At 56.5% G+C, this 16,201-nt stretch carries 16 protein-coding genes; 5 read left to right on the top strand and 11 right to left on the bottom strand.

Annotation, left to right across the window (positions count from 1 at the left end; genetic code table 11):
• Window positions 1–15: 15 nt before the first annotated feature.
• The 6 genes from folE to VB780_RS17160 form a co-directional block, all read right to left on the bottom strand.
• On the bottom strand, window positions 16–723 hold the full coding sequence (gene folE / locus VB780_RS17185; RefSeq protein WP_323352400.1) for a GTP cyclohydrolase I FolE: 708 nt from the start codon (window positions 721–723) through the stop codon (window positions 16–18).
• Between the two features lie 82 nt (window positions 724–805).
• On the bottom strand, window positions 806–1,543 hold the full coding sequence (locus VB780_RS17180) for an SDR family oxidoreductase (RefSeq protein ID WP_323352399.1): 738 nt from the start codon (window positions 1,541–1,543) through the stop codon (window positions 806–808).
• Between the two features lie 303 nt (window positions 1,544–1,846).
• Window positions 1,847–2,827: an acetyl-CoA carboxylase carboxyl transferase subunit alpha gene (gene accA / locus VB780_RS17175; protein ID WP_323352398.1), complete on the bottom strand. Its 981-nt coding sequence runs from the start codon at window positions 2,825–2,827 to the stop codon at window positions 1,847–1,849.
• A 156-nt stretch (window positions 2,828–2,983) separates the two neighbouring features.
• Complete coding sequence (locus VB780_RS17170) at window positions 2,984–4,036, bottom strand: long-chain acyl-[acyl-carrier-protein] reductase (protein WP_323352397.1); 1,053 nt, start codon at window positions 4,034–4,036, stop codon at window positions 2,984–2,986.
• Between the two features lie 171 nt (window positions 4,037–4,207).
• Window positions 4,208–4,909: an aldehyde oxygenase (deformylating) gene (locus VB780_RS17165; RefSeq protein ID WP_323352396.1), complete on the bottom strand. Its 702-nt coding sequence runs from the start codon at window positions 4,907–4,909 to the stop codon at window positions 4,208–4,210.
• A 393-nt stretch (window positions 4,910–5,302) separates the two neighbouring features.
• Window positions 5,303–5,485, bottom strand: a complete 183-nt coding sequence (locus VB780_RS17160) for a hypothetical protein (protein ID WP_323352395.1) — start codon at window positions 5,483–5,485, stop codon at window positions 5,303–5,305.
• Between the two features lie 176 nt (window positions 5,486–5,661).
• Between VB780_RS17160 and VB780_RS17155 the strand changes: the two genes are divergently transcribed.
• On the top strand, window positions 5,662–6,633 hold the full coding sequence (locus tag VB780_RS17155; RefSeq protein WP_323352394.1) for an ABC transporter ATP-binding protein: 972 nt from the start codon (window positions 5,662–5,664) through the stop codon (window positions 6,631–6,633).
• Window positions 6,634–6,704: 71 nt separating this feature from the next.
• On the opposite strand, the gene VB780_RS17150 is transcribed toward VB780_RS17155, so the two are convergent.
• Window positions 6,705–8,159: a glycoside hydrolase family 13 protein gene (locus VB780_RS17150; RefSeq protein WP_323352393.1), complete on the bottom strand. Its 1,455-nt coding sequence runs from the start codon at window positions 8,157–8,159 to the stop codon at window positions 6,705–6,707.
• Window positions 8,160–8,302: 143 nt separating this feature from the next.
• Complete coding sequence (locus VB780_RS17145) at window positions 8,303–8,716, bottom strand: nuclease A inhibitor family protein (protein WP_323352392.1); 414 nt, start codon at window positions 8,714–8,716, stop codon at window positions 8,303–8,305.
• A gap of 314 nt (window positions 8,717–9,030) precedes the next feature.
• Between VB780_RS17145 and VB780_RS17140 the strand changes: the two genes are divergently transcribed.
• The 4 genes from VB780_RS17140 to VB780_RS17125 all read left to right on the top strand — a co-directional run bounded on the left by VB780_RS17140 (window position 9,031) and on the right by VB780_RS17125 (window position 13,000).
• On the top strand, window positions 9,031–10,488 hold the full coding sequence (locus tag VB780_RS17140) for a DASH family cryptochrome (RefSeq protein WP_323352391.1): 1,458 nt from the start codon (window positions 9,031–9,033) through the stop codon (window positions 10,486–10,488).
• 565 nt (window positions 10,489–11,053) lie between these two features.
• Complete coding sequence (locus VB780_RS17135; RefSeq protein WP_323352390.1) at window positions 11,054–12,193, top strand: trans-sulfuration enzyme family protein; 1,140 nt, start codon at window positions 11,054–11,056, stop codon at window positions 12,191–12,193.
• Window positions 12,194–12,577: 384 nt separating this feature from the next.
• A complete protein-coding gene (gene psb34 / locus VB780_RS17130) occupies window positions 12,578–12,751 on the top strand; it encodes a photosystem II assembly protein Psb34 (protein WP_275331337.1) in 174 nt (57 codons plus the stop codon).
• A 51-nt stretch (window positions 12,752–12,802) separates the two neighbouring features.
• Window positions 12,803–13,000, top strand: a complete 198-nt coding sequence (locus VB780_RS17125; protein ID WP_323352389.1) for a cyclic electron transport protein PGR5 — start codon at window positions 12,803–12,805, stop codon at window positions 12,998–13,000.
• 216 nt (window positions 13,001–13,216) lie between these two features.
• Here the strand turns inward: VB780_RS17125 and VB780_RS17120 are convergent, their stop codons facing one another.
• The 3 genes from VB780_RS17120 to psaB form a co-directional block, all read right to left on the bottom strand.
• Complete coding sequence (locus VB780_RS17120; protein ID WP_323352388.1) at window positions 13,217–13,582, bottom strand: DUF2442 domain-containing protein; 366 nt, start codon at window positions 13,580–13,582, stop codon at window positions 13,217–13,219.
• Window positions 13,575–13,817, bottom strand: a complete 243-nt coding sequence (locus tag VB780_RS17115) for a DUF4160 domain-containing protein (protein ID WP_323352387.1) — start codon at window positions 13,815–13,817, stop codon at window positions 13,575–13,577. Before VB780_RS17115 ends, VB780_RS17120 begins: the two co-directional genes overlap by 8 nt.
• Before the next feature lie 112 nt (window positions 13,818–13,929).
• A complete protein-coding gene (gene psaB / locus VB780_RS17110; protein WP_323352386.1) occupies window positions 13,930–16,131 on the bottom strand; it encodes a photosystem I core protein PsaB in 2,202 nt (733 codons plus the stop codon).
• Between the last annotated feature and the right edge of the window lie 70 nt (window positions 16,132–16,201).

The raw sequence follows: 16,201 nt of genomic DNA, 5'->3' as shown, positions 1-16,201 counted from the left end.
ACTATAGGGGTCAGTCTAGAAGAACGACGGCTGGTGGCGAATCAGGCTGAGAAACTCTTCGCGGGTCTTCGAATCTTCCTGAAAGACACCCAGCATGGCGCTGGTCACCGTCCAGGAGCCAGGCTTTTGCACGCCGCGCATGACCATGCACATGTGGCTGGCTTCCACTACCACTGCTACGCCCTTAGGATCCAGAATTTCCTGCACCGCTTCGGCAATCTGGCGGTTGAGGCGCTCTTGTACCTGAAGGCGGCGAGAATACATTTCCACAATCCGGGCCAGCTTGCTCAGCCCCACCACCCGCTGGTTGGGAATGTAGGCCACGTGGGCGCGGCCCATAAACGGCAGCATGTGGTGTTCGCAGAGGCTAAACAGGTTAATGTCGCGCACCAGCACCATTTCATTGTGGCCTTCGTCAAAGATGGCCCCGTTGACCAACTCTTCTAACGACTGCTGGTAGCCGCTGGTGAGAAACCTCATGGCCTCGGCCACGCGCTTAGGGGTCTTGAGTAGCCCCTCCCGCTCGGGGTCTTCGCCCACCGACAGCAGCATGGTGCGCACGGCGTCGCTCATGTCTTCTTGGCTGGTTTCAGGAATGGGATACTGATCGGCCTCTTCTCGGTAGCTGTGGGTGCGATCGGGCCGAATTTCAGGGGGCTTGCCCTTGAGGCTAGCGCCGTTGTTGACTTTGTCGTTAAGGCTGTTTGAGGGTGCGATAGTCATAGGGTTTCTAAACACTCTAGAGGTTCAACAAAATTAGGGCCACTCGCTGAGTTGGCCAGGGCGCAACTGGGTAAAAAACTAGCTACAGGGCACCGCCCGCAGGCATCAGGGTGAGGTCTTCAATCACGGCCTCGGGGGGCAGGAGGATGGTGTGCAGAACGGTCTGCGCCACAATCTCCGGGGTCAGCATGGCGGAGCGATCGAAATTGGCCTGCACCGTGTCGGTATCCCAAAGGGGAGTGTTGACTGAGCCGGGAGACACCGTCACCACGCGAATGCCGTGGGCCCGCTCTTCGGCGGCTAGCACCCGCGACAGAGCCACGATGGCGGCTTTGCTAACGGTATAAGCCCCCCAGTCGGGAAAAGCTGACTTAGCCGCAATGGAGGCGATATTGACAATGGTGCCGCCGCCACCCTGCCGCAGCACAGGCACCACCGCCTGAGTACACTGGAAAACACTAGTGACGTTTAAGTCCATCACCCGCTGCCAGTCGCCGAGGGGCATGGTCGCTAGCGGGCCGGTGTAGCCCATGCCAGCGTTGTTAACCACCACGCTGAGGGGGCCAAAGTCGGCCAGCACCGCCGCTAGTCGATGCTGCAAGCCCTCCATTTCGGCTAAGTCGACGGCATAGGCTTTGGCCTCAATGCCGTAGGCGGTCAACTTTTCCTGTATAGGCTTGAGGGTGTCTAAGGATCGAGCTACCAAGGCGACATCGTACCCAGCCTGGGCTAGGGCATGGGCGATCGCGCTACCAAGGCCACGGCTAGCGCCAGTGACCAGGGCGCGGCGCGGCAGGTCAGAAGAGACAGGATTCTGCAAGGGAAAGTACCAATCGACAAAGAACTCAGGACAGCTAACACCCAGGATCGCCAGAGAACCAAGGCATACTGCCCCCGGGGAAGCGCCCGTGGGTTAGGCACTTTCCCTATGTTAACAAATGTAAACAGTTTATGAGCGCAGACATCGTCAGCAAGTGGCTCAGTCTTTATCTACCCTAGCGCTGACCTTGGCTGCGAATATGAACAGGGCATTAACTCCTTCCTGGGGAAACAGGGCTTGAGAAATGGAGCAGCGATTTGGTGGAGCAGATCGGCAACTGTTGGGTGCCTTGGCCTAAGTGCCCTAAGCCGCCTCGGCAAAGACCCCAATCCGGCGATACTTCTGATAGCGCAGCTGCTGTAGCGCCGCAGGTGCCAGCTGAGACAGCTCGGTGATCTGCTCTACCAGGGCCTGCTTAAGCATCTCTGCGGCCTGAATGGGGTTGGCATGGGCACCGCCTACGGGTTCTGGCAGCAGCTCATCTAAGATGCCCAGCTGTTTGAGATCCCAAGAGGTAATTTTGAGGGCTTCGGCTGCCTCGCCAGCGCGGCCCGCGTCCTTCCATAGAATGGCGGCGCAGGCTTCGGGGCTGGCCACGGTGTAGACAGAGTGCTCAAACATCATCAGGCGATCGCCCACGCCAATCCCCAGGGCACCGCCTGAGCCGCCCTCGCCAATGATCGTGCAGACAATTGGCACCGTGAGGCCGAACATTTCTCGCAGGTTGTAGGCGATCGCCTCGCCCTGGCCCATCTCTTCGGCCTCATAGCCGGGATAGGCTCCAGGGGTATCAATAAAGGTAATGATTGGCATTGAGAAGCGATCGGCGTGGCGCATCAGCCGCATGGCCTTGCGATAGCCGCCGGGCGAGGCCATCCCAAAGTTGCGAACGACATTGTCTTTGGTGTCGCGCCCCTTCTGATGGCCCAAAATCACCACGGGGCGACCGTCGAGCCGGGCTACGCCCCCCACCAGGGCAGGGTCATCTTTGCCCGAGCCGCGATCGCCGTGTAGCTCCAGCCAGTCGTCGGTAATCGCCTGAATGTAGTCGAGGGTGCTGGGGCGGCGGGGGTGACGGGCCACCTGAAGCCGCTGGGCCGGGGTGAGGTTAGAAAAAATTTCCTGGCGCAGGTGGGTGGCTCGGGCCTCTAGCTGCCGTAGCTGGGCCGACACATCTACATCGTTTTCTTCCGCCAGTTCGCGAATTTGGGTAATGCGGGCCTCTAGTTCAACCAGGGGCTTTTCAAAGGACAGCAGAATGGACTTGCGCTCAGGTGGGGCCATAGCCAAGGGAGAAACAAACTATCTAAACAGGCCGATCGCGAGCTAAGAATATCCCAGTTACCCAGAAACTCCTTACCCGTCTGCATTCTAGAATACCAAGCTGTCGCCCCCCCGACTTAGGTTAAGAACCCAACCCAAACAGGGGCGATGTCCCCTCTAGGACAGCTCAGCGGCCAGGGGGGCACTGTTGAGGTCGAGCAGGGGACGAAACCCGTGGCGTCGTGAGGACTGGCCAATCATGTCCATCTTTTCGAGGGTAATCTGGTTGCGCCCCCAGGAAAAGTTGGTGTACCACTTCTCAAACTCCAGCAGCATGGCTTCGGCAAAGCAGGCAAATAGCTGGCGTCCGGGCACATCCATATTCACGATCTGCATGATTTTCCAGTCGATGTCGAGGGAATGCTCGACGATGCCGCCCTTGAGCACGTGCACCCCCTCGAAGTTAAAGTGCTGGTCGAGGTTTTTAGGGTAGCCGCCGTCAATCATTAGGCAGGGGTGCTTCAGGCTGTTGGGGTCAACCTCAACGCCCTTAGCCATGCTGGCCACCCACACCACAATGTCGGCCTTCGGCAGGGCGGTGTCTAGATCCATGGCGACGCCGCAGCCCAACTCTTCTTGCAGGCGCTGAATCCGCTCTTGGTTGCGGGCAATCAGCAGCAGCTCTTTGATGTCGGTGCGGGCGGTGAGCCAGCGGCAAACGGCGCTGCCAATGTCTCCAGTGGCCCCACACACTGCCACAGTGGCATCGGAGAGATTGATGCCGAGCTTTTCGGCAGCGGCCACCACCTGCTGGCAAATGATGTAAGCCGTGTGGGTATTGCCTGTAGTAAACCGCTCAAACTCCAGGGTGACGTTGCGCACCTGCTGAATTTGGTTGAGGTTGAAATTCTCAAAAATAATTGACGAAAATCCTCCCAGAGCGGTGATGTCGATGCCGTGCTTCTGGGCGTGGGCCATGGCGTTGATGATTTTACGCGTGGCCGCCTTGATGCGCTTGGCGGCTAGCATTTCGGGTAAAAAGCATGACTCGACATAGCGGCCTTCAATTTGCTGGCCGGTGGCGCTGGTGACTTTGATGGTATCGACAATTTGTGGCGGGGCACTGCACCAAAAATCGAGTCCCTGGTCGGCATATTCTGGATACCCCAGATCTCGGGCGACAAGCTGGGCGTGGTCAAGGCTGGTCAAATGTCCAATTAGGCCAAACATTGCGTATCTAGGTACTGGGGTAATGCGCCAGAGAGTATGGTGCAGGTTAACAATTTACCTAACGATAAACTGCCCAGTGCTGGATTGAAAGCACACTGGGCAGCTCAAGTAGGCTTGAAACAGCCGGGACTATCTGTAGCATTCAGGTTTGGGTAGCTCCCGGACGGCGATCTAGACAGCCGCTAGACCCTGGGCGGAGAGTTTCATCACCTCGCGGCTGGAGAAGCCGATGTTGGCCAGCGCCTCACCGTAGGTAATCATGAAATCTTCGACCAGGGCATCTTTTTCCATGCCGAGCACGTGGGCATCGGCGGCCACCTCGTTGAGCATGGCCCAAATGATGGGCAAGTTTTGGCGGTTGGCGGTCTCAAGCTCGGCCTTAGCTGACTCAAAATTGGCCTTGAGCCATTCTTCGCCAAAATTGAGGTGGCTGTACTCATCTTTGACCACACCCTCGGTGACTTTGCGGGCAAAGTCATCGGCTACGGGAATGTAGATGTTGTAGGCCGCGATCGCAAAGGTCTCAATAATCAGCGATTGAATCAGCAGACAGGTGACTATTTTGCCCTCCGCCCAAGCCTGCTGAAAATTTTCGTGCAGCTGGGAGAAAAACTTGGCGGCAAACTCCATGTCGGGGATGACGGCCAAATTCTTGCCGCAGGCCTGAAAGCCTTTCATGTGACGGCTTTCCATTTTCGCCAGACGCAGCAGGTCATCCTTGGAGTCGGGAATCGACTCCGCTAGCTTGCAATAGTTGTCGTAGGCTTCTTGCTCGCCCTCAATCACGATGGCATTGATGCGGCTGTAGGCATCTTTGTATTGCTCTGACTGGTAGTTAAGGGTCGAAGTTGTCTCAAGCTGTTGCATGGCCATGGGTACCTGCTGGATAGCGGATAAATATTTTAAGGATTAATCGCAATAATACTATGCCAAAGTCAACGGCCTTATGGGGGCGCTTAGTGGACAGATCTAGGACTATGCTGCCCCAAACCCCTGTTCGGACTTGTTATAAAACCATATGCCCTATAGATAAAATAGGGGTGCCCGAAGATTTTTATAAGTATTGCTAATGGATGGCTTGATCGGCGTGCAAGCCGTTAGATAGGCAACGGTTCTGGGGTAGAGAGGGTGTTCTTGTGGGGTTCATGCCAAATCTGAGCGGCTTTGAGGCCTAGAGAACACCGGTGCTGAAGGCCTGAGATTGAGTTTTGGTGAAGGCTCAAGTCTCGGGCTTTTGGGGAATAGACCTGTGACCTACAAAAAGCTTTAGCAAGCCATAGAATTCACATTTAAAGTCGCAGCCCAAAACGGCAAATTAAGCAGGGGCGATAGCGGGGCTGGCACCATGTCGCCGCGAAAATCGAGGAGTTGCACCAGCACCAAATAGCCGATGGCGAGCAGTAGAGAAAAAACGCCGGTAACGATGGCCACGAGCTTAGAGCGATCCATAGCAGCAGGGTAGGAGGGGAATGTCACAACGAAACAGAGAGGCTTAAGCTTAGGGCTACCTCTACCTAGGCTCAGCGCTAGGTCAGTACCATAGTGCCACGGGGCGGGTACCCTAGACAGAGATGCGCTGCCTAGGCGTCTTATAGGGTTCTATCACGGTTTTGCGAGCAGGGGTTATGGGCGCTGTATTGTCACAGAATGGGCTAGCCATACCGCTAGATCGGGTGCCGGTGGTGCAAACCGAAGGTTTGGGCAAGGCCTATCGCACCGGATTCTGGCTCAATCAGCGGGTCAACTCCCTAACGCAGTGTTCTCTGACGGTGTATCAGGGCGAAACCTTTGGCCTGCTGGGCCCCAACGGGGCGGGCAAAACGACGCTGCTGAAGATCTTGCTGGGCATTATTCGCCCGACGGCGGGCACGGCGACCCTGCTGGGTCATGGCTTGGGCGACAGTGCGGTGAAACAGCGCATTGGCTATCTGCCTGAGAATGCTTACTTTTACGACTTTTTGACCGGCTGGGAGTTTTTGCAGTACACCGCCGGTCTATTTGGCCTGTCGCGGGCAGCCCAGCAGCGCCGCATTGTGGAACTGCTCGATCTGGTGGGGCTATCCCAGGCGGCGGCGAAGAAGAAGCAGCTGCGTCAGTACTCGAAGGGCATGCTGCAGCGGGTGGGTATGGCCCAGGCGCTGATCAACGACCCTGACGTGGTGTTTCTCGATGAGCCAATGTCGGGGCTTGACCCGACGGGGCGCTTTCAGGTACGGGAGATTATTTTGGCCTTAAAACGAGAGGGCAAGACGATTTTTTTTAACAGCCACATTTTGTCGGATGTGGAGGTGATCTGCGATCGCATCGCCATTCTCGACCAAGGCGAGCTGATTGCCAGCGGCAGCCTAGACCAACTCCTGGGCACCGCCGATCAGTACCTGGTTAAGGGGCGCGGTGGCCACATCGCCAAGCTCGAGCCCTGGCTCGAGCGGCTGACGGTGCAGGGCGACCTCTGGCAGGGCCAGGTCAAGGGCGACCCCTACGAGTTTGCCAAACAAATTCCGTTAGCTGGCGGTCACCTGCTTACCCTGCAACAGACCCGGCCAACCTTAGAAGAGTTTTTTATCGCTCAAATTCGCCAGCGGCGCAGCGATTAGGTGGCGCGAGGACAGGGCCGGTTCAACTGGTTGAGCCGGGGAAAAAGCCAGTCCTGGCCCCGATCGCTCGATTACCCTTGCTCCACCGCTACGACCACCGCCGATCGCGGGGGCAGCGTTAGGTCTGGGCTAGCCCAGGTAGCGCCGTGATAGGTAAACACGGCGTGGGCCGTTCGCCCCTTGTCAATCAGCGTCTCGGTCGAGACCTTACGGTCGTCGCTTTCGCCAGCATTGAGGGCGATGATCAGGCGATCGCGCCCCCAGGTGCGACTAAACACATAGACATTGCCCTCGGTGTGCAGTACTTCGTAGGTGCCCGTGCGCAGGGCCGCAAAGCGGTGGCGTAGGGCAATCAGCTCGCGGTGAATGGTTAGTAAATCTAGGTGCCAGTCGTTTTCGGGGGGAAAGGTGCGGCGGCAGTCGGGGTCAAGCTCGCCCGGTAGGCCTACTTCATCGCCGTAGTAGACGCTTGGTGCTCCCGGAAAGGTGAACAGCAGCAGCGTGCACAGCACCATGCTGGCGTCATCTTCGCCCACCACCGAATAGATGCGGGCGACGTCGTGGCTAGAGAGCAGATTGAGCTGAGTGAGCTGAATCTCCCAGGGATAGAGCGCCAGCAGGTGCTGGATCTTGTCGCCGTAGCTTGCGGCATCTAGCGCTGGGTAGGGGTAGTAGTGGGGTTGCTCAACTAGATCCATACGGATGCGATCGCCCGCCACAAAAGCCATGGTTGGTGCAGTAAACAGGTAGTTCATTACCCCGTCAAACTGGGTGCCGTCGAGCCACTGGGTGGCGTCGTCCCAAACTTCGCCCACAATGTAGGCCTCGGGGTTGATGGCTTTGATGCGATCGCGAAACTCCTGCCAAAACCCCTCAGTCTTGATCTCGTAGGGCACATCCAGCCGCCAGCCATCAATGCCCTGGCGCACCCAATACTCGCCCACGCGCATCAGATATTCGCGCACCGCCGGGTGACCGTGCTTAAAAGTCGGTAGGGCGCGGTTATCGACCCAGCTGCGGTAGTTAGCGGGCAGCGACCCATCGTAGGCGGCTAGGGGCCAACCCTCGACCTCAAACCACTCCAGCCAGGGGGAATTGGGGCCGTTTTCAAGAATGTCGTTAAAGAAGAAAAAGCCCCGGCTAGAGTGGTTGAAGACCCCATCCAGCACCACCTTGATGTCTTTGGCGTGGGCTGCTTCTAGCAGATCAAAAAATGCCGGATTGCCCCCCAGCAGCGGATCAACTTGGTAGTAGTCGTGGGTGTGGTAGCGATGGTTGCAGGCCGACTGAAAAATCGGCGTCATGTAGATGGCCGTAACCCCCAGATCTGCCAGGTAATCGAGCTTTTCGGCTATGCCCCAGAGATCGCCCCCCTTATAGCCAAAGGGGGTAGGCAACGATTCCCAGGGTTCGAGGGGCACGGCCATGGCTGGGTCATCTAGGTGCCGCTGGGTGCGGGCAAACCGGTCAGGAAAGATCTGGTAGAAGACCGCATGTTTCACCCAATCAGGGGTTTGAAAAGCCATGAATAAGTTGCCTCGATTGCTACCGTTAGGCTACCGTCATCTGGGCTGACTGGCCATACAAGAAATTTTAGGTTGGAGATGGTGGATAGTGGAGTTTTCGACTTCCTTCACCCTTTCCCCCTGACTCTCTACTTTCCCGTCGCCTAGGTCTCTACTACGTGGGTACAAGCCCCCAAGTAGCAACCGCTAGAATGCCGCCCCAGCAGATATACCGTGACGTTTACCTCGCCAATCCGAATCGTTTTGAGATCTTCTAGGTGGGTCTCTAGCACATCGCGGAGGTTGGCGTATTTTTGCGCCAGGTGCCCGCCCTGTTCGCTGGCCCAGTAGGGATTGTTGAGCACAGGCCGAAAGAACGCTTCAGCGGGCTGAATTTGCAGGTTCGCTTCCCCCGCCCCCAGCTTTTGGCCCAGGGCTGTGGTGTCAGGTAGGGGGTCGGCGTAGATGACCAGGGAAACTAGCGCATCGCTTTCGCTGGGGTACCAGAGACCGCCCATCGCCCCCTCCATGGCCGACAGGGTGATCCCCAATTCGTAATGTTCAGGCTGAAGTTCCATAGCAGGCGGGTTACAGGGTTTTGAAAATGCCCACAGCCGCGTCTCGGTGACCCTTGGGCTTGAGCTAAGCGTTAAAACTATGCCTCACGATGCTGCCTTTGTCGATAACTCGGGTGACTTGGCCAGGTCGCCGCGCACAACCAGCGGTACAGAACCAACGTCGATCGCCCCAGAGTAACCTCCCGACAAGGCGATCGCGAGTTCTTTAGAATACTTAAAAAGGAATCCTGCGCCCAAAAGATCAACGCCTGTCTCCCAGCATTCTCTAAGGGTTGCTGGCAAAGCCAGAACTCTATCCCCTACCCCCCACTCCCATGCCCACCCTCGTCTGGTTTCGCAATGACCTCCGCCTCCATGACCACCAGCCCCTCGATGAGGCATTGCGGGCCGGGCAGCCAGTAATGCCGCTCTACTGTTTTGACCCGCGCCAGTTTGGCCAGACGGCCTTTGGCTTCCCAAAAACGGGGGCCTATCGGGCGCAGTTTTTGCTAGAAAGCGTGGCCGATTTGCGGCGATCGCTCCAGTCTTTAGGCAGCGACCTCGTTGTGCGGATGGGCCAACCCGAAGACATTATTCTAGAGCTGGTCACAGCCCACAGCGTTGAGGCCGTCTACTGGCACGAGGAAGTGACCGCTGAAGAACTGCGGGTGGAGCGGGCGGTGGAGGCCAAACTGGCGGCGGTGGGCTGCAAAACCGAGGTGTACTGGGGGGCCACCCTCTACCATCCCGACAACCTGCCTTTTGCCATCAACCGCCTGCCGGAAGTATTCACTCAGTTTCGCAAAAAGGTGGAACAGCACAGTACGGTAGACCTGGCTCTAGCCACCCCGGCAAAGCTCCCCTCTTTACCAGCGGTTGAGCCTGGAACCTTGCCGGCCCTAGTAGATTTTGGCCTGGAAGCTCCGACCCTCGACAGCCGCGCCGTGCTTACCTTTGAGGGAGGCGAAACCGCTGGCCTGGCCCGTCTTAACCACTACGTGTGGGAGGCCGACTGCCTCAAGACCTATAAGCAGACCCGCAACGACATGGTGGGGGCCGACTATTCCTCAAAGCTGTCGGCCTGGCTGGCGCTGGGCTGTCTGTCGCCCCGGCGGGTATACGAAACCGTGCAAAATTACGAGCGCGATCGCATTCGCAACGACTCTACCTACTGGCTGATTTTTGAGCTGCTGTGGCGCGACTACTTTCGCTTTATCTGTGCAAAGCACGGCGATCGGGTGTTTTATCCCTCGGGTTTGCGACGGCTGCTGATCGATTGGAAGCAAGACTGGGCGCGTTTTGATGCCTGGCGCCAGGGCGAAACGGGCTTTCCCTTAGTGGATGCAAATATGCGCGAACTGGCTCACTCTGGGTTTATGTCGAACCGGGGGCGGCAGAACGTGGCCAGCTTTTTGACCAAAAACCTGGGTATTGACTGGCGTATGGGGGCCGAGTGGTTTGAATCGCTGCTGGTGGACTACGACCCCTGTAGCAACTACGGTAACTGGAACTACACCGCCGGGGTGGGCAACGATGCGCGGGGCTTTCGCTATTTCAACATTCCCAAACAGGCCAAGGACTACGACCCCGACGGTCTCTATGTCAAACACTGGCTACCAGAACTAACGCATATTCCTGCGGCTAAAGTGCACGAACCCTGGAAGCTTCAGCCCGTAGAGCAAAAGCGTTTTGGAGTCACCCTTGGCGTCGATTATCCTCGCCCTGTGGTGGACTTGCAGAAGTCGGTGCAGACTAACGAAAAAATCTATAATTCTGCCCGCGAAATTCGTTAGAAATTTGTCATCACTGGGGCTGGAGCGCCTATCAAGCGTAAGAAGGATTGTTGCTGCCTCTAGGCTGTAACATTTATCTGCCGCTGTTGCACCAGATGGCTGCTCACATCCAGGCCTAGCTTTAGGTTTTGCCTGATGTGAGCCCTTGTTGAGGGTAGACAGGGCGGCACAGCGCTGCTGGCAGATTACTTAACCGTAGTCTTTGTAACGGCAGGCGATGTTGAGCTAACATACTCTTTAAGTAGTGTTGACAATGCCGCAGTTGGCCAGCTAATCTTCGCGGGCCAAGCCCAAGAAGAAAGTTTGCAACCTGGGCAAAAGCGCCACTGACGCATTTTCATAAATCAAACCGTTAAATCAAAACCTTAAATCAAATCGTTGAATCAGCCATTTAACCTACTAACCTCAGCTTTGGACGGCTGGGGTTTTTTGTGGTTAGCTGTGGGTGCTGGCGAGATTACAGCGGTGTAGTGGAACGGGCACAGCTGCCACAGGCTTACACAAAAATCTGAACGCTCTCCGGCCACGCCCATAAAATCAAGGGCAATCCATCTTTCCTAATTTTATGTCCCCCGACGCCACGCCCTTTTCCTTAGAAACCCAGGCCATCCACAGCGGCAGCAGCATTGACCCTGCCACGGGAGCCCTAACAGCACCCATTCACCTCTCCACCACCTTTGAGCGGGATGGCGATGGCAGTTATCCCAAAGGCTATATCTATGGCCGCAGCGGCAACCCCAACCGCGACGCCCTCGAAGCAGCTCTGACTACGCTAGAGAAAGGATCAGAAACCGCCACCTTTGCCTCTGGGTCTGCCGCCACCTTTAGCCTGCTGCAAGCACTCGGCCCCGCCGACCATGTAATTGCCCCCCAGAGCGTCTACTACGGCGTGCAGCAAATGCTGAGCCAGATTTTTGCCCCCTGGGGTTTGAGCTATACCCTGGTGAATACGACCGACTTGGCGGCAGTAGCTAATGCTCTGCGCCCCAACACCCGCCTGGTGCTGATCGAAACCCCCTCAAATCCTCAGCTGGCCGTCACCGATATTCAAGCGGTAGCCGACCTGGCCCACCAGGCCGATGCCTACCTGGCCTGCGACAACACCATTGCCTCCCCTGTGCTGCAAACTCCGCTTACTCTGGGGGCCGACTTTGTGATTCACGCCACGACGAAGTATCTTGCGGGCCATGGGGATGTAATTGGCGGCGCAGTCGTAACCCGCGAAACCAACTCACTATTCGATCAGCTTCGGCTGGTGCAAACCATTGGCGGCGTGGTGCCGTCTCCCTTCGACTGTTGGCTAACGTTGCGCGGCCTGCAAACCCTGCCCCTGCGGGTACGAGCCCAGTCCCAATCGGCCCAACGCATTGCCACTTGGCTATCCCAACATCCTGCTATTGAGCAGGTGCTCTACCCCGGCTCGCCCAATCACCCCGGCCACGACATTGCCCAGAAGCAAATGCAGGGCTACGGCGGCTTGCTCTCGTTCTTAGTGAAAGGCGATCAGGACACAGCGATGGCAGTAGCCGCCAAAACCAGGCTGATTGCCCGCGCCACCAGCTTTGGCAGCCCCCACAGCGCGATCGAACACCGTGCCTCCATTGAGCAGGGTACGACAACCGCCCCTAACCTGCTTCGCCTTTCCGTTGGCCTAGAGCACGTGGATGACCTCATTGCCGACTTAGACCAAGGGCTAAAGGATTGAGAAGCTAGAGCCGCTAGCCACAGCTAGGGCAGCACACCCGACCGATAAAGCGTGGATCCTATTCAATCCCTGCTTTAACCATCGCCCGTCTGGCTACAAGTTCCTTAGGCTAGGCCACCGCTGTCTATAGCGGTGGCCTGCTTCGTGAGGACTGGAGAGGCGGAGTTTTTATGCTGCGGCGTAAAGCTGCGATCGCAATTCACCCTCCCACCCCCATCCACGACCGCAACGACTTGGCACTCCACCAGGCCAAGTCTCGCAACTCCTAAGAGCAACTGATTAGCGCAGGAGCAAAATTAATGCAAGAAATTGTTGCAATATCGTTACATAGCTGTTACATTAGTTTACATAAAGAAACATTCAGCACCCTAGGAGGGCCTCGCAATGTTGACCACCACCCAACTCGACAACGGTATTCTCAACAACTACGCCGTAGAGCCTGAAGTGTATTTTGCCGCCTACCCCTCGCCTGAGCAGCAAAAGGGCTACGCGCTACAAGCTGCGATCGCCACTCTCTTTGTGACGGGCCTAGTGCTAGTCACCCTGGCAGTCAGCTAATTTCGTTCAGTTTCGCAAGAAGTTTCTAAGAGTCTTTGGAGAAGAAGCGCTATGTTTGCACCAATGGTTCTGCTAGTTCGCAACATCATGGGCACCCCAAAATTCAACAAGCTGCGGGGTCAGGCGATCGCCCTTCACTCCAAGACAATTACCAACTTCTGCAATCGCTTTGGCATCGATAGCAAAGAGCGCCAGGCACTCATTCGTAAGGCCAAAGCCAACGGCCGACGGCTCGGTTTTCTAGTCTAGGTGACATTGATTTACTTTATAAAGTCGCTGATATGCAAAACCCCTAGCCACAGCTAGGGGGTTTTTGTTGCCCGTGAATTGGACGGGTTTAAAGATGGACTTCGCTTTGGGTGTGACCGACAAGCGCGCTTAGGAATCAGTAAATCGAGCATTACTGCTCATAAAAATTAGGTCTTTTTCCCCAGCAAATCAGAAAGGGGAAGGTGGGCAACAATTTTATGAAGCTTGCTGACCAGCCCATTGCTCTTGCAGTTTAGTCATCCAAGCCCTAGTTCCAAAATAACCACTCAACAGACCTGTGACAGAGAAATCAGCATCAAGCTTTTCCCAATGTAGCCCTGCTCCGGAAGGGGTTATTTCGACTGCCGCTAAATCTTCAGCCGATGCTCCAGCTAACCCTTGAGCAATGTCAGGCGAAAAGGTAAACACTGCACCACTGTTGAGGCGAATCACCATCAAGTGGCTTGCGGCATCGTAGTAGGCTACTACTGCTCTAGGTTCTGTGACACTAGCTTGCTTTGCTGCCGCTATGGCCCGCTGGTACTGCTCTAGAAACTGAGCGTCATCGATTAAATCAACCATGCATCTCTACCCAACGCTTCAGGAGTTCGGTCTGATGTTTAAGTACGATCGCCAGCGCCAGCTTAGCTTCTTTGTTGCTCATATTGTAGGCCACTAACACTGTAGGCTTGGTCAGCAGATCGCCAAGGCTAATTTTGACCTCTCCACTGCCCTTGAATGCGTGAACATGGGCAGGGACGTGGTCATCAAAATATATCCGAAAGTCAAAGCCATCTTTTCTCAATACCGTTGGCATACAGCCTTATGCCCTAGCAGACTCCACGATGGTAATGCTAAACCCCCAAACAGCAAAACTCCCCGGAGCAGTGCGCCGAGGAGTTTTGAGGGGTTTACCTAACTAGCTCAACCTAGCCGAAACGGCTGGAAGTCGAAGCTATCAGGAAGGCTGCGTAGGTGAGGATGTAACCCACAGTGAAGTGAGCTAGACCCACAACTCGACCCTGAATGATCGACATGGCAACGGGCTTATCCTTCCAGCGAACCAGGTTCGCCAGGGGAGTGCGCTCGTGGGCCCAGACAAGAGTTTCAATCAGCTCTTGCCAGTAACCGCGCCAAGAGATCAAGAACATGAAGCCGGTGGCCCAAACCAGGTGTCCAAAGAGGAACATCCAAGCCCAGACGGCTAGGTTATTCATGCCGTAGGGGTTGTAACCGTTGATCAGCTGAGAGCTGTTGAGCCACAGGTAGTCGCGCAGCCAGCCCATCAGATAGTTAGACGACTCGTTAAACTGGGCCACGTTACCCGACCAGATGGCGAGATGCTTCCAGTGCCAGTAGAAGGTCACCCAACCAATGGTGTTGAGCATCCAGAACATGGCGAGGTAGAACGAATCCCAGGCAGAGATGTCGCAGGTGCCGCCACGGCCGGGGCCGTCGCAGGGGAAGCTGTAGCCGAAGTCTTTTTTGTCGGGCATCAGCTTCGAACCACGGGCATCCAGCGCACCCTTGACCAAGATCAGGGTGGTGGTGTGCAGACCCAGGGCGATCGCATGGTGAACCAAGAAATCGCCAGGGCCAATGGTCAGAAACAGCGAGTTGGCGTTGCTGTTAATGGCCTCAAACCAGCCGGGCAGCCAAACGGCGTTGGCGGTTTGGGTCACGCTATCGGGGTTCGACAGCAGTGTGTCAAAACCGTAGAGCAGCTTACCCGAGCAGGCTTGCACCCACTGGGCAAACACAGGCTCGACCAGAATCTGCTTTTCGGGGGTGCCAAAGGCCACCACCACGTCGTTGTGGACGTACAGACCCAGGGTGTGGAAGCCCAGGAACAGCGACACCCAGCTCAAGTGAGAGATGATTGCTTCCTTGTGCTCCAGCACGCGGTAAAGCACGTTGTTTTGGTTAGCCGCCGGATCGTAGTCGCGAATCAGGAAGATCGCGCCGTGGGCAAAGGCCCCCACCATGATGAAGCCAGCGATGTACTGGTGGTGGGTGTATAGAGCCGCCATGGTGGTGTAATCCCGAGCCATAAAGGCGTAGGGAGGCAGCGCATACATGTGCTGCGCCACCAGGGAAGTGACCACACCGAGGGAAGCCAGAGCCAGAGCCAGCTGGAAGTGAAGGGAGTTGTTTAAGGTGTCGTAGAGACCCTTGTGACCTTCACCCAGGCCGCCTGCAGGGGGCTTGTGGGCATTCAAGATTTCCTTGATGCTGTGGCCGATACCGAAGTTGGTGCGGTACATGTGGCCGGCGATGATGAAGATCACCGCGATTGCCAGGTGGTGGTGGGCCATATCCGTCAGCCAGAGAGACTCGGTCTGAGGATGGAAGCCGCCCAGGAAGGTCAGAATCGCAGAACCAGACCCGGTCGCCGTACCAAAGATATGGCTAGAGGTGTCGGGGTTCTGGGCGTAGACCCCCCAGTTACCGGTGAAGAACGGCATCAAGCCTTCGGGGTGGGGCTTCATCGAAAGGAAGTTGTCCCAACCCACGTGAACACCGCGAGATTCGGGGATCGCCACGTGCACCAGGTGACCCGTCCAGGCCAGCGAGCTAACGCCAAACAGACCAGCCAGGTGGTGGTTGAGGCGAGATTCAGCGTTTTTGAACCAGGACAGGCTGGGGCGAAACTTGGGCTGAAGGTGCAGCCAGCCTGCAAACAGGAAGACCGCCGACAGAATCAGCAGAAAGACAGCGCCAGTGTACAGGTCGGTGTTGGTGCGCATGCCGATGGTGTACCACCAGTGGTACACCCCAGAGAACGCCACGTTAACCGGGGTCGAAGACCCGGCCTGGGAGAAGGCATCTACCGCAGGCTGGCCAAAGTGAGGGTCCCAAATCGCGTGGGCGATGGGTTTGACGTTGAGCGGATCTTTGATCCACTGTTCAAAGTTGCCTTGCCAGGCGACGTGGAACAGGTTGCCCGAAGTCCACAGAAAGATGATTGCCAGATGGCCAAAGTGGGAGGCGAAAATCTTCTGGTAAAGATTCTCCTCCGTCATGCCGTCGTGGCTTTCAAAGTCGTGGGCGGTGGCAATCCCGTACCAGATCCGCCTTGTGGTCGGATCTTGGGCCAAGTCCTGGCTAAATTTGGGGAATTTAGTTGCCATGAATCAAAAAGGATTCTAGTACGACATTTGAGTCATGAGTGCGGTGTGTAGGGGCGCAGGGCTGCGCCCC

The organism is Leptolyngbya sp. CCNP1308 (assembly GCF_034932455.1).
Lineage (GTDB): Bacteria > Cyanobacteriota > Cyanobacteriia > Phormidesmidales > Phormidesmidaceae > Nodosilinea.
The sequence above is the reverse complement of the archived record's forward strand: the minus strand, read 5'-3'. Positions and strand labels throughout refer to the sequence as shown.